Raw genomic sequence first — 26,608 nt, forward strand, 5'->3', positions numbered from 1 at the left:
CCCTAAACGAGCAACTCGGTGGCTGACGAGGTGATTGCGCGACGCCCACACTCACCGGTCTAAGGAGGACACCTGGGCCGGTTCGCCGCGCCTTCTATGGGACAATGTCCACCATGGCTGAACTGAACCAGGGCATAGACGCGCCCGCATCCGTGACCGTTCCCGATCGACCCGGCCTCGAGGGCCTTGAGGACAAGCTCACCGCCCGGTGGCGCTCCGAGGGTACTTACACCTTCGACCCCGAGACCACCCGTGAGAACGTCTACTCCATCGACACTCCCCCGCCCACGGCCTCCGGCTCCCTGCACGTCGGCCACGTCTTCTCATATACGCAGACCGACGTCATGGCACGCTACCAGCGCATGTGCGGCAAGAACGTGTTCTACCCGATGGGTTGGGACGACAACGGCCTACCCACTGAGCGCCGCGTGCAAAACTACTACGGTGTGCGTTGCGACCCCACCAAGCCCTACATCGAGGGATACCGCCCGCCGGAAACTCCCGCCAAGAACCAGCGCGACTGGGATGTGATCTCCCGCCAGAATTTCATCGAGCTGTGTGAAGAACTCGCTGTAGAGGACGAGAAGGTCTTCGAGAACCTCTTCACCCAGTTGGGTCTCTCGGTGGACTGGAACCTCACCTACCGCACCATCGATGACGTCTCCCGGGCCGTCTCACAGCGGGCATTCCTGAAGAATTTCGCGCAGGGAGACGCCTACCTGGCCGAAGCACCCACCATGTGGGATGTCACCTTCCGCACCGCTGTGGCCCAGGCCGAGGTGGAGGATCAGGAGCGCGACGGCGCCTACCACCGCATCTCCTTCCACCGGCACGACGCCGCTGATGAGGCTTCGAGCCGCATCTGGATCGAGACCACCCGACCGGAGCTGCTGGCGTCCTGTGTGGCCCTGGTGGCGCATCCGGATGATGAGCGTTACCAGCCGCTGTTCGGCTCCACCGTGACCTCCCCGCTCTTCGGCGTCGAGGTCGAGGTGAAGGCCCACCCACTGGCTCAACCCGACAAGGGTTCCGGCATCGCCATGATCTGTACCTTCGGGGACTCCACCGACATCACCTGGTGGCGAGAACTCAACCTACCCACGCGCGCGCTGATCGGCCGCGATGGCCGTTTCGCCGCCGAGACCCCGGAGTGGATCACTGATGAGGCCGGTCGGCAGCGCTATGAGCGTCTCGCTGGCGCCACGGTGTTCTCGGCACAAAAAGCCGTCATCGAGATGCTCAACGAGACCGGTGAAACGGAAGGCGAACCGCGCAAGATCACTCACCCGGTGAAGTTCTTCGAGAAAGGCGACAAGCCACTCGAGATCGTGACCTCCCGCCAGTGGTACCTGCGCAACGGTGGTCGCGACGCCGATCGCCGAGCCGCCCTGATCGAGCGCGGCAACGAGTTCACCTGGCACCCGGGGCACATGCAGGCCCGCTACACGAACTGGATTGATGGCCTCAACGGCGACTGGCTGGTTTCGCGTCAGCGGTTCTTCGGTGTGCCGATCCCGGTGTGGTATCCGCTCGACGCTCAAGGGGAACCGGACTACGAGCACCCGATCGTCCCCGACGACGCGGCGCTGCCCATCGACCCGATTGCCCAACCCGCACCCGGGTACACCGCCGATCAGCGTGATGTTCCCGATGGTTTCACGGGCGACCCGGACGTGCTCGATACCTGGGCAACCTCCTCGTTGACGCCCCAGATTGTGGGGCGTTGGTCACGCGATGACGCGTTCTTCGAGAAGGTTTTCCCCTTCGACCTGCGCCCCCAGGGTCACGACATCATCCGCACGTGGCTATTCTCCACCGTGGTGCGCGCCGACGCTCTCAACGGCGCCGCCCCCTGGCGGAACACGGCACTGTCGGGGTGGATCTTGGATCCAGACCGGAAAAAGATGTCGAAGTCCAAGGGCAACGTCGTGGTTCCCTCGGACATTCTCGCTGAGTACGGCTCTGACGCGGTTCGTTACTGGGCGGCTTCCGCCAAGCTCGGTGCCGACACTGCGTACGAAGTGGCCCAGATGAAGATCGGACGCCGCCTAGCCATCAAGCTGCTCAACGCCTCCAAGTTCGTGCTGAATCTGGGTGCCACCGCAGACTCCGTGGTGCGTGACGCCCAGGGCGCGGCCGTGATCACGAACCCGCTCGATCGGTCACTGCTGCGTCAGCTCACCGACGCCGTCCAGCAGGCCACCGCGGCGTTTGATCGCTACGACTATGCTCGGGCACTAAATGTGACCGAGTCCTTCTTCTGGCAGTTCACCGACGACTACGTCGAACTCATCAAGGACCGGGCCTACGGCGGTCATGGTGAGGGCGAGAAGGAATCCGTGGTCGCCACCCTAGCTACCACTCTCGATGCGCTACTACGACTGCTCGCACCATTCCAGCCTTTCGCGACCGAAGAGGTCTGGGGTTGGTGGCGCACCGGTTCGGTCCACCACACGGCCTGGCCCGGTCACGGCGACACCATCGCGGGCATCACCGCTGCCGGCTCCGAGGGTGATCCCGAGGTACTCACCGTGGTGGCTCGGGCGCTGGCAGGTATCCGCAAGGCGAAGTCCAGGGCCAAGGTCAAGCAGCGCACCGCCGTCATGACCGCGACCATCCGCGGTACGGAGTCACGTTTGGCTCAGCTGCGAGGCGGCGTCGCCGACCTGCAGGCGGCTGGCAATGTCGAGCACCTGGAGTACAGCCCCGAGCTCACCGACCCGGAGTCGGATCTTGAGGTGACTGACGTGGAGCTGGCACTGGCCGAGGAGACCCCAGCCTCCTAGTGCCAGCCCTGCCAGAGGGCACGAAAAAGTGGCGGCCGCGATCATGGATCGCGGCCGCCACTGCCGTTAAGACGAGAGGTCAGTCGAACTGCAGGTCGGTGGTCCGAGAACGCTTCAGCTCGTAGAAGTACTCGTAGGAGCCCAGTGCCACAGCACCGTCGAAGATCTTACCGGCGGTCTCTCCGCGCGGGATACGGGTGAGAACCGGACCAAAGAAGGCGGTGTCGTTGAAGGCCACCACCGGGGTTCCGACGTCGTCGCCCACTTTGGAGATCCCTTCCCGATGCGAGGCGCGCAATTCCGTGTCGAGCGCATCGGTGCGTGCGTCATCCAGCAGATCGGCGTCGAGGCCGAGCTCGTTCAGCGCGTTGGCCACGGCAGATTCGAAGTCTTTGTTGCCGTTGTTGTGGATCTCGGTGCCCAGAGCCGTGTAGTAGTCGCCAATCTTGTCCTCGCCGTGACGCTCACGCACCTGCACCACGGAACGTGCGGGAAGCCAGGCCCGGTCCATCAGTTCGCGGTATCCTTCGTCGAGGTCGCGTCCCTCGTTAAGAACCGAGAGAGACATAATGTGCCAGCGCACCGTGATGTTGCGTACCCGCTCGACTTCCTTGATCCACCGGGACGTGATCCAGGCAAAGGGGCAAATCGGGTCGAACCAGAAATCAACGATCTCGGGGTTCTCGGTAGTGGCTTCAGGCATTCGTCCTCCTCGATGATTCGCAGGACCGCGCACGGGAAGGCGCGGCGCGGATGGCATCTGCCACAACCTGGCCTTAGGCGGATTTATTCCGGCGTTTCCGGGCAACTTCCTGAGAGATGAGCGTTGGTTCTTCTTCACCGCGAACGGCTTCGCCGGTGATGACCACCTGGGCAATATCATCCCGAGCGGGCAGATCGAACATGACCGGTTGCAGGACGTCTTCTAGAATGGAACGCAGTCCTCGGGCACCGGTTCCACGATCATTGGCTTGACCGGCGATCGCTTCGAGTGCCGAGCGTTCAAAGACCAACTCCACGCCGTCGAGCATGAACATCTTCTGGTACTGCTTCACCAGTGCATTCTTCGGCTCGGTGAGCACGCGTATCAGCGATTCCTCATCGAGGTAATCGACAGCGGTCACCACGGGAAGTCGACCGATAAACTCGGGGATCAGACCAAACTTGAGCAGATCCTCGGGCTGAACATCTGCATACGAAGGAGTCTCGTTGGAGATGTGGTGCAAGGGAGCACCAAAGCCGATGCCCTTGCGTCCCGCACGAGAACCGATGATCTCGTCCAAGCCCGCGAAAGCACCAGCAACGATGAACAGCACGTTGGTGGTGTCGATCTGCAGGAACTCCTGGTGCGGATGCTTGCGTCCGCCCTGCGGTGGCACAGAGGCAACGGTACCCTCGAGGATCTTCAGCAGCGCCTGCTGCACGCCTTCTCCGGAGACGTCACGGGTAATTGAAGGGTTCTCCGACTTTCGCGAAATCTTGTCGATCTCGTCGATGTAGATGATGCCTTGCTCGGCCTTCTTGACGTCATAATCCGCAGCCTGAATCAACTTCAGCAGAATGTTCTCGACGTCTTCACCGACGTAGCCGGCTTCCGTCAGCGAGGTGGCGTCGGCCACAGCGAAGGGCACGTTGAGTTTCCGGGCCAGAGTCTGTGCCAGATAGGTTTTACCGGAGCCGGTCGGGCCCACCAACAGGATGTTGGACTTACCGACTTCGACGTCGGCGAGGTCTGATTCTTGGCCGAAGGGAGTCTTGGGCGCTTCGCCATTGCGAATGCGCTTGTAGTGGTTGTAGACGGCAACCGAAAGAGCGCGCTTGGCTGCGGTCTGGCCAATAACGTACTGCTCGAGATGCTCGTAGATCTCGTGAGGCTTCGGTAGCTCTACTTCGCCGGATTCGACGACTTCGGTGAGCTCTTCTTCGATGATCTCATTGCAGAGTTCGATGCATTCATCGCAAATGTAAACGCCGGGACCGGCGATCAGCTTACGGACCTGCTTTTGGCTCTTGCCACAGAATGAGCATTTGAGCAGGTCGGCGCTTTCTCCGATGCGTGCCATGCGGGGATCTCCTCAAGACGGGGTACCTCCACAGCATAGTGGGTAGAGGCGGTGAATCGACGAAGGTAACGTCGCCCGGTCATAGCTGTGGCGCACCGAGAAGATTACTCTCGGTGCGCCACGTTGCGCTTAGACCGGCTAATCAGCAGTGTGTCTACTGATCGTGCGGTGGTCAGCTGCGCTGGATCTTGCGCGAAGGAAGGACCTCATCGACCAGACCGTATTCCAACGCCGCGTCTGCGGAGAGGAACTTGTCACGGTCAATGTCGCGGGAGACCTCTTCGGCAGACTTGTTGCTGTGCTTGGCCAGAGTATGCTCCATCCACACACGCATCCGGTTGATTTCTTCAGCATGGATAGCAAGGTCCGTGGCGGTACCACGGTCGCCGCCCATAGCGGGCTGGTGGATCAGCACGCGGGCGTTCGGCAGCGCCAGGCGCTTTCCGGGAGCGCCGGCGGCCAGCAGCACAGCAGCGGCAGAGGCTGCCTGGCCGAGGCACACGGTCTGCACCTCGGGACGGATGAACTGCATCGTGTCGTAAATGGCCGTCATCGCGGTGAAGGAACCACCGGGCGAGTTGATGTAGAGCGTGATGTCGCGCTCGGAGTCCATCGACTCCAGTACCAACAACTGGGCCATGATGTCGTCGGCCGAGGCGTCATCCACCTGGGCGCCGAGGAAAACGATGCGGTCTTCGAAAAGCTTCGCGTAGGGGTCCTGACGCTTGAAACCATAGGGGGTGCGCTCTTCGAACTGGGGAAGAATGTAGCGCGAGCTCGGTGCCGGAATGTCGGCACCGGTCGGCATTCCGGTGGGCATGTGGTTCATGATGTCTCTCCTGAGGGCGACGTCGCGTGGGTCGAGATGGTATGTGGGGTGGCGGAACCGGGCGTCACTGCTGGACGCCGCCACCACCGGTGACGCTGCCGGAACGCTCGGCGATGTGGTCGAAGAATCCGTATTCCAGGCCGTCCTGGGCGGTGAACCACTTGTCGCGTTCGTTATCCTTCAGGATCGTCTCGACGGTCTGTCCGGTCTGCTCAGCAGTCAGCTCAGCCATAACCTGCTTCATGTGCAGGATGAGCTGCGCCTGGATGCGAATGTCGGACTCGGTACCGCCGATGCCGCCCGATGGCTGGTGCATCAGGATACGTGCGTGCGGCGTCGCGTAGCGCTTGCCCTTGGTGCCGGACGACAGCAGGAACTGACCCATGGATGCCGCGAGGCCGGTCGCCACGGTGACGACATCGTTGGGGATGTACTGCATGGTGTCGTAGATGGCCATACCAGCGGTCACCGAACCACCGGGCGAGTTGATGTAGAGGTAGATGTCCTTCTCTGGGTCTTCGGCCGAGAGCAGCAGCATCTGCGAGCAAATGGCGTTGGCATTGTCGTCGCGGACCTCAGAGCCGAGCCAGATGATGCGCTCTTTGAGCAGGCGATTGTAGATGTAGTCTTCGCGCTGCGCCGGGTCTACCGACTGCATGCGAGGTGCGGGGGACGATTCGGTCATGACGTCCTTACCTTCCTTCAACTGGCTGACTGAAACACGTTCGAGCTCGAAGGCACTGCGTGTGGTGCGACTGATCCGAACGATCTGTATTGAGACTACTGTGCGTCGCCGTGGTTCGGCACGCATGTTGCCCGCTGTTCGCTGATGGCGGGACCGATCCTCATCGAACCCATCCCGAAAGCAAACGAGGGGCTCGCTGATCAACGGAGTGTCGATCAGCGAGCCCCTCGCCCGTGAGGCACGGTGTCGAGAACGCGAGGTTCACGGCGTGCCGACGAATTCTCAGGCCTCAGTGCCCTCGTCTTCTGCGGTTTTCTTGGCTGCAGGCTTTTTGGCCGGAGCCTTCTTCGCGGCGGGCTTCTTCGCAGCAGGCTTCTTCTCCTCAGCCTCGTCAGCATCCTCTGCCTTCTCAGCTGCCTTCTTCGCGGGAGCCTTCTTGGCGGGAGCCTTCTTCGCAGCAGGCTTCTTCGCAGGGGCCTTCTTCTCTTCCTTCGGCGCCTCGGCGTCATCGGAGTCGGCAGCCTCGGCAGCGTCCCCTTCCTGCTCGCCGGCGGGCTTCACGAACGAGGTCAGGTCTACAGCGTTGCCGTCGGTGTCGGTGACCTCGGCGAACTCCAGCACCTTGGCCAGAGCCTTGCGACGACGAACCTCGCCCATGATCAGGGGCACCTGGCCTGCCTGATCCAGCATCTGGGCGAACTGGTTCGGGTCCATGCCGTACTGCGAGGCGGAAGAGATGATGTATTCGATCAGCTCGGACTGTTCCACGCCGACCTCTTCGGCGTCAGCCACAGCATCGAGGATGACCTCATTGCGGAAGGCTTCGCGGAAGTTCTCGGTGACCTCTTCGCGGTGATCTGCGGTGTCGTGGTCGTCGCCCTCGGAGTGTCCTCCCTGGGAGAAGTGCTGCTCGACCTGTTCTTCAACGACCGAATCCGGAACAGGAACCTCGATGAGCTTCACGAGCTCCTCGAGCACCTTGTCGCGGGCCTCGACGCCCTGCTCGGTGATGGCCTGCTCGGACGCCTGCTTCTTCAGGTCTTCCTTCAGCTCAGCAATGGTGTCGAATTCGGAGGCCAGCTGTGCGAACTCGTCGTCAGCCTCGGGCAGCTCGCGGTCCTTCACGGCAGAAACGACGACCTTGACGGTGGCCTTCTCACCGGAGTGCTCGCCACCGGACAGGGTGGTTTCAAAGATAGCGTCTTCGCCGGCGGACAGGCCCTCAAGAGCCTCGTCGAGGCCTTCGAGCATGGTACCTGCGCCCACCTGATAGGACAGATCATCGGCCTGATCGACAGTCTCATCGTCGATGGTGGCGGTAAGGGAGATGGTGACAAAGTCATCCTTGCCGGCCGGACGGTCGGTCTCTTTCAGGGTGCCGAAGCGAGAACGCAGGTCGTTGAGCGCCTTCTCCTCGTCCTCAGCGGATGCGGCGGCGGGATCGACGGTGACCTTAAGGCCCTTGTAATCAGGCAGCTCGATGGTCGGGCGCACGTCCACCTCGGCGGTGAACTTCAGCGGAGCCTCGGCGTCGCCTTCAGCACCCGGTGCAGAGGTGATGTCAACCTCAGGACGGTTCAGCGGAGTGATCTCAGCTTCGCGCAGAGCCTCCTGGTAGTACCCGTTGAGGCCTTCGTTGATGGCGGTCTCGATCACGTAACCGCGGCCAATACGCTGGTCGATCAGACGGTTCGGAACCTTGCCCTTGCGGAAGCCTGGGATCTGGACCTGGTTCGCGATGGTCTTGTACGCCTCATCGATACGTGGCTTCAGCTCATCGAAGGGAACCTCGACGTCCAGCTTCACCCGGGTCGGGTTGAGGGTTTCTGCGGTGCTCTTGACCACGTAGGACTCCTGTGGATTGATCTTCTTGGTTCAAGGGCTGTTGATGTGGGATCAACGGCCGTTCTGGTGACCGGACTGCCGATCACCATGATGTCGGGGTGACAGGATTTGAACCTGCGGCCTCACGCTCCCAAAGCGCGCGCTCTACCAAGCTGAGCTACACCCCGTCCGTGGCGGTCGTGCCCTGAATCAATTGCTATGACACGCTCATGGCTCAGACAGACCAAATGGCCTGCACGAACACCGGCCATCGAATATTCTACGCATAGTTCATCCGGATTTCGCATTTTGCGGATCATTGCGCTTGTCGGGTATGCTCGACTTCGCTGCTTGCAGCTACGGGGATGTAGCTCAATGGTAGAGCCCCAGTCTTCCAAACTGGTGGTGCGGGTTCGATTCCCGTCATCCCCTCCGATTAAATAGACCACTTAAAAAGAGCACGTCAGGCCGGGAATTTCTTCCCGGCCTGAGTCGCGTCTTGAGCCCTGAAACCTGCTTTTGTGGCCTGCAGTGGCCTCACTGAACGCCCAGGAACATCAGCAACCGCAACCGCCCGATGATCCTGCGGAGCTTCCGCCGCAGCAACCGCCACTGCCGCCGACGGGGACTCCGACCGGTGACAGCGGCAGTGACACACGACCCTGCAGGCCCGACTGGGCGGGAACATCCGCAGAGCTCTCGTCGTCGTTTTTGCGGAATCGGTTGAACACAGATTCTGCTTCCTGACGCGCTGAGCCCTGAGCGGCAAATTCGGCCAGCTGGGTGAGATGGCTCGGGATGTCGCGACCCAAAGATTGCATGGCTTCGACCCAGAGCTTGCCCGAACGGTACGAGGAGCGCACCAACGGGCCCGACATGCAGGCAGCGACACCCATTCCCTTGGCAACGTCACGCAGGCGCAGGAATTCCTGGGGCTTGACCCAGCGGTCCACGGGATGGTGCAGCGGCGACGGCCGCAGATACTGGGTCACCGTGAGAATGTGGACCCCGGCATCGGCCAGGTCGCGCATCGTGGACTCGATCTCTTCGGTGGTCTCCCCCATGCCCAGGATCAAGTTCGACTTGGTGATCAGGCCGGCGTCCCGGGCTTTGGAAATCGCGTAGAGCGACTTGTCGTAAGAAAATGCGGGGCGGATGGTCTTCATTAGCCGCGGCACGGTCTCTAGGTTGTGCGCGAACACTTCGGGACGGGCCTCGAACACAGCCTCCAGGGGTGCATCCCCACCGCGGAAATCGTCCACGAGCAACTCGACACCGGTGCCGGGAGTGCGCTCATGGATAGCACGGCAGGTTTCGGCGTAGAGCCAGGAGGCGCCGTCTTCGAGATCATCGCGTGCCACGCCCGTCACGGTCACATAGCGCAAACCGAGCTGTTCCACGGAATCCGCGACGCGGTAGGGCTCTTCCCGGTCGTACTCCCCCGGCTTGCCCGTGGCAATGTCGCAGAAACCACAACGGCGGGTGCAGACGGCACCGCCAATGAGGAACGAAGCTTCGCGGTCTTCCCAACACTCGTAGATATTGGGGCAGTTCGCCTCTGCACACACGGTATTGAGCGAGGTTTTGCGCACTTGCTCGCGCATGTTCTGGTATTCGGGACCCACGGTGGCGCGGGTCTTGAGCCACTCGGGGCGTTCCTCGCGCGGAACCTCTTTGTTGCGCGCCTCGATACGCAGCAGCTTGCGGCCCTCGACTTTAGGAAGAGTTGACACGTCGGTTGCTCCTTTATCGGATGCTGGATGCCGTCAATTTCTCGGTGCTGGTGTCGGCCCCGGCGCCACGAGCAAGCAGCGGGGCCAGACGATGTCGCAGAGCTGCCGTCAAGGGCTCGACTAATTCGTCCAAAGTGATGCTGATGCCCTCCTGCGCCAAGGAGGTCACTCCGGCGTCGTTAATTCCGCAGGGGACGATGCCTGAGAATGCTGAGGTGAAATCGGTGTTGACGTTCAAGGAAATTCCGTGCAAGGTGGCCGCACGGCTGATCTTCAAACCGATAGCGCTGATTTTCCGGTCCGTGTTGCGGAGCCAAACTCCAGCACGTCCGTCGATACGCACGACATCGAGGCCGCAATGATCACGCAGGGTGTCCAGCACGGACCCTTCGACAGCGCGAATATAGGCGTGCAGGTCGACGGGCTCAGTGAGCTTCACGATCGGGTAGACAATCAGCTGCCCGGGGCCATGCCAGGTGATGGATCCTGCCCGGTCAGTGTCCACGATCGGGAGATCCGGGTCGGTGATGTCACCGGGGCGAGTATGTCGACCTGCCGTGTAGGTCGCGTTGGATTCGAACACCAGGAAGGTGTCCGGCTCTGTTCCGTCCGCGACACCAGCATGGATGGAACGTTGCCGAATATCGGCATCCTGATATGCCGTGAGTCCACGGTCCAAGAGATTCACCACTCGCACGCCCTCAGGCTAACGCGCTAGAACACCCGATGGTTCCACTCGTGTCATGATGTGACCGTGGCTCCCCGGTAAGGAGCGAGAGGTTTCAGCGCTGGCATACGGTACACCGGTACAGTTTTCGAGCGGCCATGGACGAAATCACGATCGAGTCGCTGGCGCAGACACGGCAGCTCATCCCTTGTCGCTGATACACGTAATAGGCATGCTCAGGCCACGCTTCGGCTAAGTCCACGCCTGGGCGGTGTTCCGGCGCGGTGGTAATAATGCGTCCGTGTTCCACACCAAGCTGCATGAGAAACACTTCGTCATCCCAGAGGGATCGCAACGTGGTCTCATCAACTTCGTTCGCCGGCCGATAAGGGTCAATCCCTGCCCTGAAGAGTCCTTCGGCACGATAAATATTGCCGATCCCGGCTACTCGGGACTGATCCATGAGCACCGTTCCGATGGCGGTACGGGTCGACGAACACTGATGCAAGAAGTCCTCTACTCCAGGTTCGTCCCCCAGCGGGTCCGGCCCCATCGCAGCGACGGTACCGGCCATCTCCGCGGGGGTCTGCACACGGCAAACACTGGCTCCGACGAGGTCAGCCCAACCGTGTTCGGTCACCAACCGAACCCGGGTGGTCGGCCTGGGTTCCGGTGGTCCGGAATAGGAATCACCGTCGTCGTGACCACGGGCGATCTCCTGCTCGCCGATCTTCCGCGGTGCGCCTAATGATGACGCCGCGGTGAACGTCTCATCACCACCCAGCGTCCACGCTCCGTACATCCCCAAATGAACGTTGAGGATGAGTTCGTGGTCGAACGTCAGGAAAAAGTGCTTGCCGTGCGCCCTCGCGGAGACCGGGGTGTGCCCGTCCAAAAGCGCCGCGCCGTCCACGAATCGCCCTTGCGGTGAACTCACCCGGAGTCGCTGCCCGACGAAAGTGTCGGTGAATTGCTGCGCGACGCGATGTATCGTGTGCCCTTCGGGCATTACTTCTCGATTCCGTCCGTTCCCAACTCATGTCCCGCAATGGCTCCGGTGCGCTCGTACTCGTTCATCTGGGCGATCCGGCGGCTGTGACGCTCTTCGTCCGACCAGGTTGCGGTCAGGAACGCGGTGATAATTTCCAAGGCGTCTTCTTGAGAATGCTGGCGCCCGCCCACGGCCACCACCTGCGCGTTGTTGTGCTCGCGAGCCAATTGCGCGGTGCCTACGGACCATGCCAAGGCTGCACGAATGCCCTCAACCTTGTTGGCCGCCATCTGTTCGCCGTTGCCGGACCCACCCAGAACGATGCCCAGTGAATCTGCACCGGCCTCGCGTTCTTTCTTCACAGCCAGTGCCGCGTTGATGCAGAACGAGGGGTAATCATCCAATGCGTTGTACTCCTGCGGGCCGTGATCGACCATGTCGTAACCGGCGTCGCTCAGCTGCTCGATGAGGTATCGGCTCAGGTCAAGCCCGGCATGATCGGTGGCAATATGTACGCGCACAGAGGTCTCCTTCGCTGTGGGTTGGGTCACGCTTCACAGTGGATTGCGTCTAGAGTGGACTGTTATACCCCAGCGTAGCGACTCCCAGGAGGACATGTGTCTGCACCCCAGCCCGCGTCATCGGCCCTGAACATCACCCGCGACGAAGCCACGGCCCGCGCGGCCGCCGTCTCGGTGGACAGTTACCGGGTCGAGCTCGACCTCACCGGCTCGCAGGACACCTTCGGTTCCACCACCACCGTGCGTTTTTCCGCAACGGAAGAGGCGGTTGGAACCTCCACCTTCATCGATTTTGTCTCTTCAGAAGTGACCTCGGTCCTTCTTAACGGCGAGGAGCTAGGTTCGGAAGCATCGGACGGCGTCCGCATCACCGTCGGCCCCCTTGCCGCCGAGAATGAACTCATCGTCGCCGGACGCGGCGTGTACATGAACACCGGTGAGGGTCTGCACCGGTTCATCGATCCCGTGGACGAGGAGACGTATCTCTATACTCAGTTCGAGGTCCCGGATTCCCGCCGGATGTTCGCCGTATTCGAGCAGCCCGACCTGAAGGCCACCTTCCAGTTTGTGGTCGTTGCCCCTCAGCACTGGTCCGTGGTGTCCAACCAGCCGACTCCCGCCCCGCTTCCAATCGATCATGTGAACTTCTCCGTGGCAGATCGGGACTCTGCAGTGCTCTACGAGTTCACCCCGACCCCGCGGATCTCCTCGTACATCACCGCCCTGATCGCGGGCCCCTACCGGTCGGTGCATTCGGATCTGACCAGTTCCGATGGCCGCCGTATTGATCTGGGTGTCTACTGCCGCGCCTCACTGTTCGAGCACCTGGACGCTGAAAACATCTTCACCTTGACTCGACAGGGTTTCGAGTTCTTTGAAGCCCAATTTGGCACCCCCTACCCATTTGAAAAGTACGACCAACTCTTCGTTCCGGAGTTCAATGCCGGCGCCATGGAAAACGCCGGGGCCGTGACGTTCCTGGAGAACTACGTATTCCGCGGCACCGTCACCGAGGCCATGGTCGAGCGGCGGGCGATCACGGTGCTGCACGAACTCGCCCACATGTGGTTCGGTGACCTGGTCACCATGCGCTGGTGGAACGATCTGTGGCTCAATGAGTCCTTCGCGGAGTTCATGTCCACCCTCGCCGCGGCCGAGAACACCCAGTACACCGGGGCCTGGACCACCTTCTCGTCGATGGAGAAGAACTGGGCCTATCGCCAGGACCAGCTCTCCAGCACCCACCCCATCACCGCGGAGATCCGCGACCTCGACGATGTCTTGGTGAATTTTGACGGCATCACCTATGCCAAGGGCGCCTCGGTTCTGCGCCAGCTGGTGGCCTGGGTGGGTCAAGAGAACTTCATGGCCGGTGTACGCGCCTACTTCGACAAGCACGCCTGGTCCAACACCGAACTCTCCGACCTGATGACTGAACTCGAATCCGCCTCAGGGCGCGATCTGACGGACTGGACCCGACTCTGGCTGGAGACCTCGGGCGTCAATGCGCTGCGCACGGAAGTGGACACCGACAGCGACGGACGCATCACCGAGCTGCGGATCGTGCAGACCGCACCCTCCGGCGAACCCGGATTCCCCGGGGACCAGTTGCTGCGACCGCACCGACTCGCCGTGGGCTTCTACCGACAGCAGCCCGGCGCAGACTCTGCCCTGGCGCGGCAGGAGCGATTCGAGCTCGATGTCGACGGCGAGGTGACGGTGGTGACTGAGGCCGCCGGAATCCAGCGTCCGGAAGTGATTCTGATCAACGACGACGACCTCGCATACGCCAAGATCCGCCTGGACGACCAGTCCTGGGAGCGTGCCGCCGCGGACCTGTCCTCGGTCGCGGAGTCGCTGCCTCGCACCCTGCTCTGGGGTGCAGCTTGGGATACCGCACGTGACGGTGAGGCCAGCTCTGCCTGGTTTGTGGATGTCGTCTTGCGCCATATCGGCTCGGAAACAGATTCCTCGGTGGTTCAGACCTTGTTGCGTCAGCTGGCCACAGCGGTATCGCAATTTACGGCGGAGGAACAGATTTCGTCACTGCGTCGGGAGGTGGCCGAGCGACTCTGGACGCTCGCGCAGGAGGCCGAGGCTGGCTCCGATCAGCAGCTTCAGTTCGTCACTGCCTACGCTGCGCAGGCGCGCGGTGACCAGCTGGATGCTGTGCAGGTGCTTTACTCAGGCGACGTCAACAAGGTTCCCGGCCTGGACCTGACCACAGATCTAAAGTGGGAACTGTTGACGTCTTTGGTAGCTGGCGGTCGTGCCGATGAGACTCAGATTGAGAACGCACTGAGCAAGGACGACACCGCTACCGGTGCTCTCGCCGCAGCCAAAGCACGGGCGGCCGTTCCGACCGCCGAGGCCAAGCAGCAGGCATGGGATCAGATCGTCGCCGGAGAGCTATCGAACTCCACCCAACGCAGCGTCGTCCTCGGGTTCAACCGAGTTCACGATCAGGCTCTCTTGCACCCCTACGCCGACGCCTACTTCGCGGAAATCGATCGGCTGTGGGCTTCACGTTCACATGAGATGGCCGAGACGGCAGCCGTCGGGCTCTTTCCAAGTTGGTCGGTGACCACCGAGACGATCCAGGCTGCTGAGGCCGCACAGGAAGCTACCGAGTTCGCTGGACTGCGTCGGGTGTTGTTGGAGGCCACCGATGATCTACACCGGGCGCTCAACGCTCGGCGGTCCTGATCACCGCTGGCTGCGGGTGTCTTGATCCGCAGCTAGCGGTAGAGTGTCATGCGTGGAACATCGCTTTTCTCTGCGCGCAGAATGGACCGGCAACCGGGGCACCGGTACCTCAGGACCCCGGGATTTTGACCGGGACGTCGTCATACAGGCCGAGGACCCAGGTGAGATTCTGGGCTCTGCTGCAAGTGCTTTTCATGGGGACTACCGACGGTGGAACCCGGAGCAGTTGCTACTCGGTGCGCTGGCCGAGTGCCACATTCTGTCCTACCTCTTCGTCGCGATGAGCTCTCAGGTCCGGGTAACGCAAATGAGCTGTCGTGCCGAGCTCATTCTCACCCACACGGCTGAAGGCGGTCAGATCAGTGCAGCAACGCTACGCCCGGAAGTGTGGGTTGACGACGATTCCGTCACGCACGAGCAGCTGGATGCCCTGCACGAAGAAGCCCATCGCCAGTGCTTCATAGCGCGGTCGGTGAATTTCCCGGTGACCATCGAACCACAGCGTCACCTCTCTGGTGGTGGTAAACAGCTTCCGGACTTCAGTTCACGGTTGGGGGCCCCGATTGCGGTCTTGCGCCCGCGTCAGGCTAAGCGCCCCAGCCAGGTGACTGGGCTAGAGAACCGCCCTACAGCTGCGGAAACGGCACTCACTCCCCCTTTTCAGCGCACCAGCACTCCCGCCAAGGATGAGACCCCGGAGCCGACGTCAAAGCCCACCAGTTTCTATGAGCAGATCGGCGGACGTCCCACCTTCGCCAAGCTCTGCCGAGTGTTTTATGAAGGAGTTGCGGAAGATCCGGTGCTACGCGAGATGTATCCGGAGGAAGATCTCGGTCCGGCAGAAGAGCGTTTGTTGCTGTTTCTGGAACAATACTGGGGCGGTCCTGGCACCTATTCCGAGCAACGAGGACATCCCCGGTTGCGCATGCGGCACATGCCGTACCGAGTGGATTTCGACGCACGAGACCGCTGGCTCAAGCACATGCGCGTCGCCGTCGACTCGCTGGAGCTTCCCCCTCTCCAAGAGGAAACTCTGTGGGATTACCTTGAGCGCGCAGCACACGCCATGGTCAACGCCTAGCTGAGCTTCCCCGCTGCCCCCGCATTACAGTGCCACGGCGCGGCGCGTCAGAATGGTGCCCCGCCGGCTCGATAGCCGAGTCCACACGCCCGTCTGGTGAACAGTGGTCGTACCTCCGGGTTCCAGGAACCCGAGGGTGTAGGCGCCCATGGCTGCCCCGGCCGGAAATTGGGCTCGTTCAGCATCTCCGAGCATGCGGCTCCATACCTGCGCCCGAGCCCGTGACACGAGTGATTCTCCCGGGTTGGTCGGCAGGCTCTGAGCAAGTTCTTCGATACCAGCCCGTGCGACGGTGCTGATGTCATCGTCGTCGACGGTGGCCCGTAGCTCCCATCCCTGGCGCGGAGGCGTGATAGCGGTCCATGTCACGCGTAGCTGGCGTGGCGGGAACGAAAACCAAGCGGATTCTTGGGAAACCATGCGCGCCGTACGCTCTGTCACCGCCTCCAGATCGAAGACAACGTCAAGCCCGTCCCAGAATCCGGGGTCCAGACCCGCTTCGGGCTGACCCGGTAGTAGCTGGGCACGCAAGCCCAGTACGAGCGGCACGTCATCTCCCAACCCGGCCGGGTGCATCACCGAAACCCACGTGGCCAGCATGTCGGAGACCACCTGGAACCTCATTCCGGTGGTGCCGATGGTCTTGGTTCTGGAGGCCAATTGCTCTAGATCACGCACTGCTTCGCGATTCGCCAGGGGCAGGCCAGTGTCTCGATTCGGGTGGACTCGCCTGGCTGAGTCATGCGAAAAAACGGGCATACCGCCCATTATGCCCAGTGGCTCACTGAATTTCCTGCCACATTGCCCCGGGCTTAACCAGGGATTCCACCCAAGCGCGATACCGACTAGTAGAATCGAGCAGAATGTCACAGTGACCGACCACCTTGAGGAAACGCCACCTTCATGATGAACACGAACCTCTACCCGGATGACCCGACCGACATCCTGCGCTCCGTGCTACAGCTCGAAGACCACGGGTTGGATGACTCCGGTTTCCGGCGCTTCACAGGCGATACCCCTCCCCAGGCTCGTGGACGAGTCTTCGGCGGCCAGGTCTTGGCTCAGTCCTTGCTGGCGGCATCAATGACGATCGACGATGACCGGTTGCTGCATTCCATGCACAGTTACTTCATCCGTCCCGGCGACGCCAAAGAGCCCATCGACTTCGTGGTGGAGTCCCCTCGTGACGGGCGTTCCTTCTCAGTACGCCGCGTTCAGGCGTGGCAACACGGCAAGGTCATCCTGTCGCTGACTTGCTCCTTCCAGCAACCCAGCCCCGGACTGGAACACCAGGTTCCGATGCCGGAGGGCCTTCCTGGCCCAGAGGATCTGCCCACCGCCGCCGACCTCCTCGGCCACCTGGATGTTCCGGTGGCTCAAGAGTTCGCCCGGGCCCGGCCCTTCGATGTCCGCCACGTGTATCCGGCGATCTACCTGCGCCCCGATGAGCAAAAACGGCCAGAAAACATCGCTTGGATGAAGACGTTCACTCCGATTACTTTCGACGGACCGTTCTCTTCCGCCAACGCTCAAGCCGCCGCGCTGGCCTATGCCTCGGATTACACCTTGTTGGAGCCGATTTTGCGTCAGCATGGGGTCGCCTGGGCAAAACGTGATCTTTCGGTGGCTTCACTCGACCACTCGATGTGGTTCCATCGCCCGGTTGCCGTGGATGAATGGCTTCTCTACGTGCAAGAATCACCCTCGGCACAGTCCGCTCGTGGATTGGGACTCGGCCGGATCTACACCCGCGACGGCATCCTGGTAGCAACCGTGGGCCAGGAAGGAATGGTCCGGCTCCCGGAGTTCGCTGAGCAAAACTGACCTGCGGACTGACGCATTGACGATTGTGGCTCCCCCGGCAGTGCCGAGGGAGCCACAATCATCTCGGGACTGATTGATCAGTCGCGAGTGAGCTTGCGGTGTGTCACGCGGTGCGGACGTGCAGCATCCTGGCCAAGGCGCTCGACCTTGTTCGCCTCGTACGACTCGAAGTTGCCCTCGAACCAGTACCAGTTCGACGGGTTTTCGTCGGTGCCTTCGTAGGCGAGGATGTGGGTAGCCACCCGGTCCAGGAACCAACGATCGTGAGAGATCACCACGGCACAACCAGGGAACTCTAGAAGAGCGTTTTCCAATGAGCCCAAGGTTTCCACGTCGAGGTCGTTGGTGGGCTCATCGAGCAGCAACAGGTTGCCGCCCTCTTTCAGCGTCAGGGCCAAGTTCAGGCGGTTGCGTTCACCACCGGAAAGCACGCCGGCCTTCTTCTGCTGGTCCGGACCCTTGAACCCGAACGCAGAGACATAGGCGCGTGACGGCATTTCCACCTGGCCCACGTTGATGTAGTCGAGTCCGTCCGAGACAACCTCCCAGAGGGACTTCTCCGGGTCGATATTGGCTCGGTTCTGGTCAACGTAGGAAATCTTCACCGATTCGCCGACGGTCAACTCGCCGCCGTCCAGCGGCTCGATGCCAACGATCGTTTTGAACAGTGTCGTCTTACCGACACCGTTGGGACCGATGATGCCGACGATGCCGTTCCGCGGAAGCGAGAAACTGAGTCCGTCGATGAGAACGCGATCGCCGAAGCCCTTTTGAATGTTCGAAGCTTCGATGACCTGAGAACCCAGACGTGGTCCCGGAGGAATCTGAATCTCCTCGAAGTCCAGCTTGCGGGTCTTCTCTGCTTCCGCCGCCATTTCCTCGTAGCGAGCCAGACGGGCCTTGGACTTGGCCTGACGTCCCTTGGCGTTCGAACGTACCCAGTCGAGTTCCTCGGCCAGTCGCTTGGCCATCTTGGCGTCCTTCTTGCCCTGGATCTCCATACGAGCGCGCTTCTTCTCCAAGTAGGTGGAGTAGTTGCCTTCGTAGGGGTACAGGCGGCCGCGGTCGACCTCACAGATCCATTCAGCGACGTGGTCCAGGAAGTAACGGTCGTGAGTCACGGCTAGGACGGCACCGGGATAGCTAGCGAGGTGTCCCTCCAACCACTGCACCGATTCGGCGTCGAGATGGTTAGTGGGTTCATCGAGCAGCAGCAGATCAGGCTTGGAGAGTAGCAGCTTACACAAGGCAACACGACGTCGTTCACCACCCGAGAGGTGAGTCACGGGCGAGTCACCCGGGGGGCACCGCAGTGCATCCATCGCCTGCTCCAGCTGGGAGTCGATGTCCCAGGCGTCCGCGGCGTCGATGTCTTCCTGAAGCTTGCCCATCTCGGCCATGAGCGCGTCGAAATCCGCGTCGGGGTTGGCCATTTCTTCAGAAATCTGGTTGTAACGCTGGATCTTTTCGTAGATCTCGCCGACACCTTCCTGGACGTTGCCCAGGACGGTCTTTTCTTCGTTCAGTGGCGGCTCCTGCATCAGGATCCCCACGGAGTATTCGGGCGACAGTCGTGCTTCGCCGTTCGAGGGCTGGTCCAATCCAGCCATAATTTTCAGAATGGTTGACTTGCCGGCGCCGTTGGGGCCGACCATGCCGATCTTGGCTCCAGGGTAGAACGACATCGTCACGTCATCGAGGATGACCTTGTCGCCGACCTTCTTGCGGGCCTTGACCATCGTGTAAATAAATTCCGCCATATCCATAAGGCTAGTCGGTGGTCGCCGGGTTCTGCATACTCCGCGCCCAGACGACAGGAGATAGGTCTCTCACTGTGCTGAACATCAACACGAAGGACGAGCATCCAACGACCACCGACAGCCGATCGTGCAGGAGGGGTCTGGCTCAGTGTCGAACCAGATCGTGGTCTCCTGCCATCGCGTACATGGCCGCCGCTGCATCATCGTCATGGGGCACGGGATCAGGAACGCGCTGCGGTGTAAGGTCATCCCCGCTTCGAGCAGAAGCCCACGAGGCCGAGGACTCTCCGAAGTCAACACGAGTGGAGTCTTCAGAAGTTTCTGCTCGTGGTGCACGTTGCAGGCTTTCTCCTTCAACACCCGTCCGCACGAAGTCCGTCCAGCCACGTGAGAGATCATGACCGACAGAATCGGCCTCGATCTGAACCGTAGTGCCGGTCTTCGGCACGTCCCCGTCCGGTTCCTTGGTCTTCCAGTTCCGCACCGACAGTTTGCCGGTGACCACCACGGGATGACCTTTTGAGAGACTGCGGCGGGCATTGCGTGCCAGTCCGCGGTAGCAGTTCACCGTGAACCAGCTGGTATTGATATCGATCCAACTCTCGGTCTGGCGGTCGAACCGCCGCTCGGTACTGGCCACGCGAAACTCCACGGCTTCTGTGATGCCATCAGGCAACATCTTGCTCTTGGGGTCGGCTGCCAGATTTCCGCGAATAGTGATGAGTTGATTCATCGCATTCTCCTTTCATCGAGGTCCCTCCAGTACAGGCGGTGAAGGAATCTCACACGCCCGAAGGTCGACAAGGCTGTGGATCGTGGTCACCGACACGGCGCGGGAAGGAATCTGTGGAGGAGGCACGTCTCTGTGCTCAGCGGGTACACTGGTTCATGCTCACGCCCCAGTAGCTCAGCTGGATAGAGCAACGGCCTTCTAATCCGTGGGTCGGGGGTTCGAATCCCTCCTGGGGCACTCGTCAACCTTGCACCCAGTGCAGGGGTTGGTCATCATGAGGAGACCGTGGGGAAGCGAACGAAGTCCGGAACAGCGCAAAGCAAAGAGACCGAAAACGTACCGGCCCCGTCTCTGAATCGGCGCGAATGGATCCATCTGGGGATCGTGCTTGCCGTAGCGGTCTCCGTTTACGTGACACACTCTCTGTTGCGGTTTCGGAACTTCGACGCTAAGGGATACGACCTCGGCATCTTCGACCAAGCGGTCCGACAGTATGCCTTGTTCAACGCCCCGATCGTTCCCATCAAGGGCGTAGATTTCCACTTGCTCGGTGACCACTTCCATCCGATTCTGGCCTTGCTTGCGCCGTTTTATTGGGTCTGGGACGACCCTCGGATGCTCGGGATTGTCATGGCCTTGGCTTTAGCGTCCTGTGCCATTCCGATCTATCTGTTCACTCGACGCCGTGGCTCCCATGTTGCCAGTCTGCTTGCTGCGATCGCTGTGCTGGCCTGGTGGCCCTTCCAAGCCATGGTCAATTGGGAGTTCCACGAAGTCACCCTCGGCGTGCCGGTGATGGGGTGGGTGGTCTGGGCCATCGACGCGCGTCGGCACTGGCTGGCCGCCGGACTGTCATTGATCTTGCTCACTGTGCGCGAAGACATGGGCGTCACGCTGATTGCCATCGCCCTGGTGTTGGCCTTGCGCAAAGCATGGGCACAGACCGCGTTGCTCGTGGTGGCTGGCGTGCTGGGTTATTACTTCGCCACCGAAGTCGTGATTCCCCATTACTCCCCCGATGGTGAGTTTGGATATTGGCAGTTCACCGCCCTCGGCCCCGACATGAGTAGCTCTCTGCTCTATATGATCACCAACCCGTTCGCCGCTTTGGCCGTACTGTTCGACCACCCGCTCAAAGTGGGTCTGTGGTTGCTGCATTTTGTGCCACTCTGGTTCCTGCCCTTCCTTTCCCCGTACACGTTGATGGCGGCACCGCTGTTGCTATCCCGTCTGTTCAACGACCGGTTGAACCTCTGGGCGCCGGTCTACCAATACGACGCCATCATCTCGGTCGTTTTCCTGATGGCGGCCATCGACGGATTGCATCGTGCTGTGGGCTGGTGGGCCAAGCGAGGAAAGACCCGGAGTCGGATGATGACTATCTTTACGGCATCCGTCGTGGGTTGTGCCGTGGTGGGGACTGCTTTCTTCCCGCAGGTCTTCCCGTTCCACCGCACGTTCTCAGGCGAGCTGTGGACCAAGAAGGAGAAGGCAGAGGCCTTCGAGCGCGCCGTCGATCTCATTCCAGACGATGTATGTGTCGAGGCTGCAGATAATGCGATTCCGCATCTGGTGGACCGCACCTATGTCAGCTTGCACGGGGTGATCGGCGATACATTGTCCACGTGGATGATCATCGACACCGATGTGGAAGAACTCGGTGGCTGGGATCCGCTCACCCCGGATGAAGCACTCGTACGTGCCGAGCGACTCGGCTTCGAGGTCGTCACCGAAGACGATCACGGTGTGTGGGTGCTTCAGCGGGATGCGCCGGTGGACCCGGTGTGCTCAAGCTATCTGCCCGGGGACTAAGCTGCCGTCCCCCTGTGCGAGACGCCGGTGGCAGCAACAGCGCGTCCGGCGAGGTGCGCACGGTCCCGGCCAGTGGATCGGAAGCCAAGTCAGAGGTGGACTCAGCGACTCCGATGGTGACGGATGTTTGCCGCACTGTGTCTTGTTCTGGGTGCAGAATATCCTGGATGACACTCACACAAATCCAGATCACCGCAGCCATATGAACGATGATCCCCGAGCCGTACCAGAGTGCGATGAGCACATCGTTGCCGAACTCGCCACCGGACGTGATCCGGGCGGACTCCATCCAGACCCCACCCCAGTGGTAGACCTCGGCAGTCTGCCAGATCCAGAACTGCTTCCAGTTTGGGCGGGCCAGGATCACCAGCGGAATCAACCACATCACGAACTGTGGTGAATACACCTTGCCCAACAACAAGAACGCGGCCACAATGAGCAGGCACAATTGCGCCATCCGGGGCCGTTGCGGGGCAGCCAGTCCGAGCCAGGCGATACCGACACAGCACAATGCGAAGAGCCCGTTGGAGATCAGCGAGAACGCAGAGCCATCGAGACCGGTCCAGGTGAAGGCCAACCACATAGAAGAGAAGGAAACCTCTCGGTCCCCCGAGAATGTATAGAACCGGGACCACTGGTCAAACGCGGTGAGCATGAAGGGCACGTTGACGGCGAGCCACGTAGCGACGCCTACCGCCAGTGAGGAGAAGAAAGTTCCCAGCCGGCGACTTCGCAGACACAGAACCAGGATCGCGCCGAAGAAGAACAACGGATAGAGCTTCATGGCCGTGCCCAACCCGAGCAGGAACCCGGTGAGCAGAGGCTTGTCGGAGCTCCATGCCCAGAGTGCCAGGGCGGCCAGCATCACGGCCCACAAGTCCCAGTTCAGATAGCTGGTCAACATGATGCCCGGGGCAATCGCCACCAACAGCGCATCCTTGGAGTGACCACGGGCGGAGTACGCGGTGGCCACCACGACGATCATCCAGCACAGCAGCGCACCGGCCGCATTAATATCGAAGTACATCAGTGTGCGCTCATGGCCATCACCACTGCCCGGTACCAGCCAAGCGGTCACCCCGGCGACCACGGCGAGTAAGGCCGGATACTCCATCCACTGATCTTCGGGCAACGGTGTGTAGAACGGGAAGTACCCCTCGGCGAGACCGCGCGTCGGGAAGAGCTGTCCGAAATCGGAGTAACACATGTGGATGTGCACATCGGGTGCCGCCCACCCGTTGATGCGGCACCATTGTTTGGTCAGCACCGCAACAATGCCGGCGATGAGGGTAATGCCCAACAGGATCAACACCCAGCGGCGGTCCGGTGCTCCCGGGCGGCTCGTCTGCCTCGATGAACGGATCACTCGGACTCCCTCGTCGTCGTCAATTCACTGGGTGGCTCGCGGCGGCGCATGGCCTGGCGAGCGTCTCTGCGAAACGGGAACAAACAGGCGGTAGCGCGGTCGAAGAGCACCAAGTACACCATACCGGCCACTCCCACCACCAAAATGATGCCGCGCACCAGCAGGATGGGGATCCACTGGGCCACGGACACCTGATCGATCACTCCCACCACGGCCAACGCAACCACCATCAGATACACGGTCCATGACTGCCACTCCATGGTTCCACGCCACACGCGGGTGACCGCATAAATCGGGATGACCCACAGCACATACCAAGGCTGGATGATCGGAGCCAGCAAAATGGTCACGGTCAGCGCCAGGGCCGTTGACACCAGCGGATTGATCACACGACGACGAAGCGCTAGGTAGGCCACCAGCCCCAGGGAGGCCGCAGTTCCCAAGGTGTATACCACGTCTGCTACCGGACGCAGACCGGTGTTCAACACCACATCCACGAGCCAGCCGAACCCCAGCCCCAGCAGGCCAAAGGGGGCATACGGAAACGCAGCATCCCCGGACGTGAGCATGGCGGGGATCCAGCCGAACCAGAGGCCAGATACGGCACCGGCCACCGTCATCACCGCACCGACCACGACCAGACACCACACCCAGGCGGCCGCACGGTGCCGGTAGCGCACCCGCGCCTGGCCGGGCCGATACAGCATCAGCAACCCGGCGAACGGCAACGTCAACACCGTCAGCGGTTTGATAGCGATCGAGACACCGATCAGCACCAGTCCCGCGGTGCTGGCACCCCATCGATCACGACCGGCACCGATAAGCAAGAACCCGGCCAGCAGGAGTCCCGTCATGAGGGAGTCGTTGTGCACGCCGGCCATGAGGTAGAACGCCGTTAGCGGGTTCAGCACCGCCACCCACAGCGCCCATTCCTGGTTCGAGCCGAAACGACGCGCCAGCCGCGGCACCGCCCACCAACACAGCACCAGCCCGGACACGGTAATCAGCCGGAAGATCAGGATCGCCGCTTCCGGAACACCGCCGGTCACCACCCAAATACCCCGGGCCATCAGCAGGAACAATGGCCCATACGGCGATGGCGATTCTGCCCAGATCGAGTCCGCTCCTTGCATGAACCACCCGGACAGCGAAGACACCCCGTGCTCGTAAGGGTTCAGCCCCGTGTGAAGCACCCGTCCCTGCGCCAGATAGGAATACACGTCCCGGGAGAAAATGGGGAACGCCAGCATCAGCGGGGCCATCCAGGCGATCATCGCGTGGCTCAGGTATCGCCGTGCGTGTACGTGCGGTTCCCCCGACACGATCGACGACGGCGGTATCCGTAGCGTCGGCAACCGCAGATCCTGGCCCAGGCGAAGCCACGAGCGAATCAACAGCAAACAGCCCAGCATCATGGCCACCGCGCAGCTGATCACTCCGGAGGTCTCCACTCTCAGCGGGTTCAAGATCGTAGAGTGAGCGAACCAGGAGAGCTGGTTGGACGGCAACCAGCCCACTCCCCAAGAGCCAACCATAATTAACAGCGAGCCGAGCGTTCCGACGGTCACGTGCCGTCGCGGGTGCACGTGACCGGAGGTGCTCAGTCCCAGCATCACCGCTCCCCCGCGGCCTCCACAGCCGCTTTATCTTGCTTCCGAGCGCGACGTCGTACCCACACGCGGCGCAGAGCTGCCCGGACATGCCAGTCTTCCTTGACGATGCGCGACGTGAACGGGTCCAACAACAGAATCCATACGAGGCAGCACCACGAGATCACGGTCGAGAGAACAGCCACCAATCCCTCGATCTCCAGGAACTGCCAGACAAAGAGCTGATCCGCAGCGCCAAAAGCCACGAAGAACGCGACCGTGAAGATCACCCACTTCAGCTGCCAGTTCCCCTGAATCCCGGCCACTGCGAAGAACGGCAGCAGCCACAACAGGTACCAAGGCTGGATGACCGGTGAAAGCACCACGAGAGCCGCGAAGGCCCAGGTCATCCGCCATAACAGGTTCTCGTGCTTGCCACGGAACATCAGCAGCAGCACGATCAGCACCGAGGCAATACGGCCTACAAGTTTGAACGTGTCCAGCACCCAGTAAGTCGGAATCCCCACCGACGAAAGAATCGCGGAGACCATGTTCGTCAAGATGCCCACCGGCGACCACGGCACCGAACCGGTACCCGTACCCGCCATCACGGCCAGCCAACCAAAGCCGTACCCGTTCAGCAGTCCGACAATCACCATCACGACGGCGGCTATGCCCGCGCTCATGCCCCAGAAAACAAACCGGCGCAGCCAGCTCGCTTGAGCACCTGCCCACCACAATGCAATGAACGGCAGAATCACCAGGCTAATGGGTTTGATCCCCACCGAGGCCATCACCAACAGAATGGCAACAACCCCCCGGCCCTGCAGGGCGAACCACACGCCGGCCAGTGCCAGGCCCACCATCAGCGCGTCGTTGTGACCGGAGGCAATAAAACTAATGATGAACAGCGGATTCGCCGCAGAAATCCACTGTGCTCGAGCCGCGTCGGTCCCGAAGTGCTCCGCCAGTTTCGGCACGTAGTACATCATCAGCAGCACGCCGATCAGCGCCACCACTCGGAACAAGAATATTGCCGCATCCGGATTGTCCGGGCCGGTGATCGCCACCACCGCGGCCTCAATCCAGAGGAACATGGGGCCGTAAGGGGTCTCGGACTGTGCCCAGGTGGTGTCGGTGCCCAACTGGAACCAGTTGTTGAGCGTCGAGATTCCGTCCACATACGGGTCCTGGCCGGCCAACACCAGGCGTCCCTGCCCGATATAGGCGAAAATATCGCGGGAAAAAATCGGCAGACACAGCATCTGCGGGGCACACCACAACAGCGTCGCCAGGTTGACCGTGCGCAACGATTTCGGCGGGAAGCGATAGTAGCCCTCGTCCTTGCTCGTGCGACGGCGCATCACCAGCCCGAGTCGGATCCACGCCCAGAACATCAGCCAACAGCCGAAGGTAAACACGATGGTGCCGGTGATGACCCCGGTCTCGGTGGTCCGCCACGGCAGTAGCCAGTCCCAACGATGGATGGGTGAGGCCGAGGCAAGCCACCCGATCGAGAAACTTCCCGCGGTAATGGCACAGGAACCTAAAAAGCCGACGATGAGGGCGATCCACAGCGACGACGACGCGCGCGTGGACACACTGGTCTCACTCGTAGCAGGGGGGCTGGCCATGGCT

The 26,608-nt window shown here is 61.3% G+C and carries 20 protein-coding genes, 3 tRNA genes and 1 pseudogene; 8 read left to right on the forward strand and 16 right to left on the reverse strand.

Annotated features, from left to right (window positions below):
* Positions 1-113: 113 nt before the first annotated feature.
* Positions 114-2,786 (forward strand): valine--tRNA ligase, encoded by a 2,673-nt coding sequence (valS, locus tag O1A05_RS11655; protein ID WP_270105379.1) that lies wholly within the window; start codon positions 114-116, stop codon positions 2,784-2,786.
* Positions 2,787-2,865: 79 nt separating this feature from the next.
* Here valS and O1A05_RS11660 read toward each other — a convergent pair whose 3' ends face one another.
* From O1A05_RS11660 to O1A05_RS11685, 6 genes are all read right to left on the reverse strand, one after another.
* Positions 2,866-3,489 carry a DsbA family protein gene (locus O1A05_RS11660; RefSeq protein ID WP_270105380.1) on the reverse strand — a complete coding sequence of 208 codons (624 nt, stop codon included), beginning with the start codon at positions 3,487-3,489 and terminating at the stop codon, positions 2,866-2,868.
* Positions 3,490-3,562: 73 nt separating this feature from the next.
* The gene (gene clpX / locus O1A05_RS11665) at positions 3,563-4,849 is read right to left on the reverse strand and encodes an ATP-dependent Clp protease ATP-binding subunit ClpX (protein WP_270105382.1); all 1,287 of its coding nucleotides are present in this window, start codon (positions 4,847-4,849) and stop codon (positions 3,563-3,565) included.
* 172 nt (positions 4,850-5,021) lie between these two features.
* The gene (locus O1A05_RS11670; RefSeq protein WP_270105383.1) at positions 5,022-5,678 is read right to left on the reverse strand and encodes an ATP-dependent Clp protease proteolytic subunit; all 657 of its coding nucleotides are present in this window, start codon (positions 5,676-5,678) and stop codon (positions 5,022-5,024) included.
* 64 nt (positions 5,679-5,742) lie between these two features.
* Positions 5,743-6,336, reverse strand: a complete 594-nt coding sequence (locus O1A05_RS11675) for an ATP-dependent Clp protease proteolytic subunit (RefSeq protein ID WP_270107580.1) — start codon at positions 6,334-6,336, stop codon at positions 5,743-5,745.
* Positions 6,337-6,645: 309 nt separating this feature from the next.
* Complete coding sequence (gene tig, locus O1A05_RS11680; RefSeq protein ID WP_270105384.1) at positions 6,646-8,208, reverse strand: trigger factor; 1,563 nt, start codon at positions 8,206-8,208, stop codon at positions 6,646-6,648.
* A gap of 93 nt (positions 8,209-8,301) precedes the next feature.
* A tRNA-Pro gene (locus O1A05_RS11685) sits at positions 8,302-8,375 on the reverse strand.
* A gap of 173 nt (positions 8,376-8,548) precedes the next feature.
* Between O1A05_RS11685 and O1A05_RS11690 the strand changes: the two genes are divergently transcribed.
* Positions 8,549-8,619: transfer RNA gene (locus O1A05_RS11690), tRNA-Gly, on the forward strand.
* A 125-nt stretch (positions 8,620-8,744) separates the two neighbouring features.
* Here O1A05_RS11690 and lipA read toward each other — a convergent pair.
* From lipA to O1A05_RS11710, 4 genes are all read right to left on the reverse strand, one after another.
* Complete coding sequence (gene lipA / locus O1A05_RS11695) at positions 8,745-9,920, reverse strand: lipoyl synthase (RefSeq protein ID WP_270105385.1); 1,176 nt, start codon at positions 9,918-9,920, stop codon at positions 8,745-8,747.
* 13 nt (positions 9,921-9,933) lie between these two features.
* Positions 9,934-10,617, reverse strand: coding sequence for a lipoyl(octanoyl) transferase LipB (gene lipB / locus O1A05_RS11700; protein ID WP_270105386.1), 684 nt, complete (start codon positions 10,615-10,617; stop codon positions 9,934-9,936).
* An 85-nt stretch (positions 10,618-10,702) separates the two neighbouring features.
* Complete coding sequence (locus O1A05_RS11705) at positions 10,703-11,596, reverse strand: Fpg/Nei family DNA glycosylase (RefSeq protein WP_270105387.1); 894 nt, start codon at positions 11,594-11,596, stop codon at positions 10,703-10,705.
* Positions 11,596-12,099, reverse strand: coding sequence for a ribose-5-phosphate isomerase (locus O1A05_RS11710; protein WP_270107582.1), 504 nt, complete (start codon positions 12,097-12,099; stop codon positions 11,596-11,598). Before O1A05_RS11710 ends, O1A05_RS11705 begins: the two co-directional genes overlap by 1 nt.
* Before the next feature lie 96 nt (positions 12,100-12,195).
* Between O1A05_RS11710 and pepN the strand changes: the two genes are divergently transcribed.
* The 3 genes and pseudogenes from pepN (at position 12,196) to O1A05_RS11725 (ending at position 15,886) form a co-directional block, all read left to right on the forward strand.
* Positions 12,196-14,805 carry an aminopeptidase N gene (pepN, locus tag O1A05_RS11715; RefSeq protein ID WP_270105388.1) on the forward strand — a complete coding sequence of 870 codons (2,610 nt, stop codon included), beginning with the start codon at positions 12,196-12,198 and terminating at the stop codon, positions 14,803-14,805.
* A gap of 52 nt (positions 14,806-14,857) precedes the next feature.
* Positions 14,858-15,241, forward strand: a pseudogene (locus tag O1A05_RS11720) (OsmC family protein); the annotation flags it as partial.
* Positions 15,242-15,538: 297 nt separating this feature from the next.
* Positions 15,539-15,886: a globin gene (locus tag O1A05_RS11725; RefSeq protein WP_270107583.1), complete on the forward strand. Its 348-nt coding sequence runs from the start codon at positions 15,539-15,541 to the stop codon at positions 15,884-15,886.
* Positions 15,887-15,910: 24 nt separating this feature from the next.
* Here O1A05_RS11725 and O1A05_RS11730 read toward each other — a convergent pair whose 3' ends face one another.
* Positions 15,911-16,645 carry a hypothetical protein gene (locus O1A05_RS11730; RefSeq protein ID WP_270105389.1) on the reverse strand — a complete coding sequence of 245 codons (735 nt, stop codon included), beginning with the start codon at positions 16,643-16,645 and terminating at the stop codon, positions 15,911-15,913.
* A 144-nt stretch (positions 16,646-16,789) separates the two neighbouring features.
* On the opposite strand from O1A05_RS11730, the gene O1A05_RS11735 reads away from it, so the two are divergent.
* On the forward strand, positions 16,790-17,710 hold the full coding sequence (locus tag O1A05_RS11735) for an acyl-CoA thioesterase (protein WP_270105390.1): 921 nt from the start codon (positions 16,790-16,792) through the stop codon (positions 17,708-17,710).
* A gap of 77 nt (positions 17,711-17,787) precedes the next feature.
* On the opposite strand, the gene ettA is transcribed toward O1A05_RS11735, so the two are convergent.
* Together ettA and O1A05_RS11745 are read right to left on the reverse strand one after the other, a co-directional pair.
* Entirely contained in the window at positions 17,788-19,470 is a 1,683-nt protein-coding gene (gene ettA, locus O1A05_RS11740) for an energy-dependent translational throttle protein EttA (protein WP_270105391.1), read from the reverse strand.
* Positions 19,471-19,615: 145 nt separating this feature from the next.
* Positions 19,616-20,203: a single-stranded DNA-binding protein gene (locus O1A05_RS11745; protein WP_270105392.1), complete on the reverse strand. Its 588-nt coding sequence runs from the start codon at positions 20,201-20,203 to the stop codon at positions 19,616-19,618.
* A 163-nt stretch (positions 20,204-20,366) separates the two neighbouring features.
* On the opposite strand from O1A05_RS11745, the gene O1A05_RS11750 reads away from it, so the two are divergent.
* Together O1A05_RS11750 and O1A05_RS11755 are read left to right on the forward strand one after the other, a co-directional pair.
* Positions 20,367-20,440 (forward strand) — tRNA-Arg (locus tag O1A05_RS11750).
* A gap of 48 nt (positions 20,441-20,488) precedes the next feature.
* Positions 20,489-22,015 carry a DUF2079 domain-containing protein gene (locus O1A05_RS11755; protein ID WP_270105393.1) on the forward strand — a complete coding sequence of 509 codons (1,527 nt, stop codon included), beginning with the start codon at positions 20,489-20,491 and terminating at the stop codon, positions 22,013-22,015.
* Here O1A05_RS11755 and O1A05_RS11760 read toward each other — a convergent pair.
* Genes O1A05_RS11760 through mptB (O1A05_RS11770) form a run of 3 tightly spaced genes read right to left on the reverse strand, consistent with a single transcriptional unit; the run spans position 21,930 to position 26,604 of the window.
* The gene (locus O1A05_RS11760; protein ID WP_270105394.1) at positions 21,930-23,381 is read right to left on the reverse strand and encodes a glycosyltransferase family 87 protein; all 1,452 of its coding nucleotides are present in this window, start codon (positions 23,379-23,381) and stop codon (positions 21,930-21,932) included. The genes O1A05_RS11755 and O1A05_RS11760 overlap by 86 nt on opposite strands.
* Positions 23,378-24,994 (reverse strand): polyprenol phosphomannose-dependent alpha 1,6 mannosyltransferase MptB, encoded by a 1,617-nt coding sequence (mptB, locus tag O1A05_RS11765; protein ID WP_270105395.1) that lies wholly within the window; start codon positions 24,992-24,994, stop codon positions 23,378-23,380. The genes O1A05_RS11760 and mptB (O1A05_RS11765) overlap by 4 nt, the downstream gene beginning before the upstream one ends.
* On the reverse strand, positions 24,994-26,604 hold the full coding sequence (gene mptB / locus O1A05_RS11770; RefSeq protein ID WP_270105396.1) for a polyprenol phosphomannose-dependent alpha 1,6 mannosyltransferase MptB: 1,611 nt from the start codon (positions 26,602-26,604) through the stop codon (positions 24,994-24,996). The genes mptB (O1A05_RS11765) and mptB (O1A05_RS11770) overlap by 1 nt, the downstream gene beginning before the upstream one ends.
* Positions 26,605-26,608: the final 4 nt, after the last annotated feature.

The organism is Citricoccus sp. NR2 (assembly GCF_027594385.1).
Classification (GTDB): Bacteria; Actinomycetota; Actinomycetes; order Actinomycetales; family Micrococcaceae; genus CmP2.